The organism is Mammaliicoccus stepanovicii, assembly GCF_002902525.1.
GTDB lineage: Bacteria > Bacillota > Bacilli > Staphylococcales > Staphylococcaceae > Mammaliicoccus > Mammaliicoccus stepanovicii.
In genome coordinates, this window is the sequence record NZ_PPQZ01000037.1 from 1 (window position 1) to 1,708 (window position 1,708).

Here is a 1,708-nt window from a genome sequence, read left to right on the forward strand (position 1 = left end):
ACTTACCCTCACCTTTTAAACTTTATTTATACTTAAAATGGATTGATAGTTTGTAATCAATGTATTAAAATTAAAATTGTATTAAAATTAAAATTGTATTAAAAAGAAATTTAGATAAAAAACAAGCTTAATGATATCTCTTATAAATGACATGGTAATTTATTAGGTATATCTAATAATTGGGTAATATTAATTGCTAGAGAATTATCATAAATACAAGATTAGAAGTACTATGCGAGGAACTCTCTCATCACGATATTATAAATAAAGACGTTATGAATCAAACTGATCTGTTATATATAAATTATATGCCCGTCAACATGGTTATGAGAAACTAATCATGTTAGGCGGTATTATTTCAGCCTTTTAAAATAGTGCTTGCAATATTTTTTCACTAACCAAATAATTTTAACTAACTGAATAGCGCGTAATTTATAAATTAGAACATTATAGAATTAAACATGGTTTATCTACTCAATATGGTAATTATGTGATTAATTTCGAACCGTTAAGAGTATTTGAATATATAAATTTAGAAAAAAGGGAGAAATGTAGAATGGCAAATGAACGTAAAGATTTAACAAATGAGGAGTTATTAGAAAGACAGCAACAACAATTCGAGAATTACAAACAAGAACAAAAAAAGAAATCTAAAAAGAAATGGTTGTTTGGTTGTGGAGGTTGTTTAGGACTCGTTATTATAATTGCAATTATATTCACTGCGTGTTCTGCAACTATGGTAAATGAAGTAGATAAAGAAATTAATAAAGATACTTCAGAGGTCAAAAAAGATGATAACTCAACTTCTGAACAAAACGCAGCTTTAAATTCAGCAAAAACATATGCTGATACAATGCACATGTCTAAAGATGCTATTTATAACCAACTAACTTCAGACGCTGGTGATAAATTTTCAGATGAAGATGCACAATATGCCGTTGATCATTTAAAAGCTAACTACAAAGAAAACGCTTTGAAATCTGCAGAGTCTTATATGAAAGACCAAAATATGTCAAAAGACGCTATTTATGATCAATTAATTTCTGGATGCTGGTGATAAGTTTACAGAAGAACAAGCACAATACGCTGTCGACAACTTACAATAATTTAACTAACCTCACTTAGTGTGAGGTTTTCTTATAGGGATTGATAATTAATGATTGTCAAAAAATCAAATGATAACTAGAGATATTATTTGGGGCATGAAGAAAAGTGTTATAGAAAACAAAGATTTAAAGGGCTATTTTGACCGATTAGGTGTTAAGCAGATTACCACACTTGCTACTAGTCATACACATTGCTCTTATTTATTACCTAATGATGTTTCCATTCATTATATTTCAAAAAGATTAGGTCACAAGCGCAGCAAAGTGACATTAGAAGTTTATTCACACTTATAAGAAGAAAGTTTAGCAGAAGAGAATAAAAAGGCAGTTGTAGCCTTAAAAATTTTATAGATTTCTGTAGTTACATATTATAACGAGGTATATCTATATACAACGGAAAATTGGTAATCCATGTCCTAGGAAAGATTCCTCAAATCTCCAAATACCAGTAATTAAAAGTGTTTGGTTGTATGTCATTGACGTAAAATTTTAATATAGAAAAAACGACTTATAATTATGGATTATACTGCGAACATTAAGGAATTTAAAATTGTAAAAAAACAATTTTTAGATATACATTTAAATAGCAATTAACATAATTT

3 protein-coding genes are annotated in these 1,708 nt (G+C 28.1%); all 3 read left to right on the forward strand.

The genetic code is table 11. The features are described 5' to 3' along the window. The first annotated feature begins 556 nt into the window (after positions 1 to 556). The 3 genes from CD111_RS06770 to CD111_RS12930 are packed head-to-tail and all read left to right on the forward strand — an operon-like array spanning position 557 to position 1,400. Positions 557 to 1,057, forward strand: a complete 501-nt coding sequence (locus CD111_RS06770; RefSeq protein WP_308629181.1) for an Ltp family lipoprotein — start codon at positions 557 to 559, stop codon at positions 1,055 to 1,057. Then, positions 1,044 to 1,106: an Ltp family lipoprotein gene (locus CD111_RS12870; RefSeq protein WP_308629182.1), complete on the forward strand. Its 63-nt coding sequence runs from the start codon at positions 1,044 to 1,046 to the stop codon at positions 1,104 to 1,106. The genes CD111_RS06770 and CD111_RS12870 overlap by 14 nt, the downstream gene beginning before the upstream one ends. 54 nt (positions 1,107 to 1,160) lie before the next feature. Continuing rightward, positions 1,161 to 1,400, forward strand: coding sequence for a site-specific integrase (locus CD111_RS12930; RefSeq protein WP_095088540.1), 240 nt, complete (start codon positions 1,161 to 1,163; stop codon positions 1,398 to 1,400). Positions 1,401 to 1,708 lie beyond the last annotated feature (308 nt).

Coding starts and splice junctions, on each gene's coding strand:
- CD111_RS06770 (WP_308629181.1), top strand. CDS start 557: ATGGCAAATGAACGTAAAGATTTAACAAATGAGGAGTTATTAGAAAGA.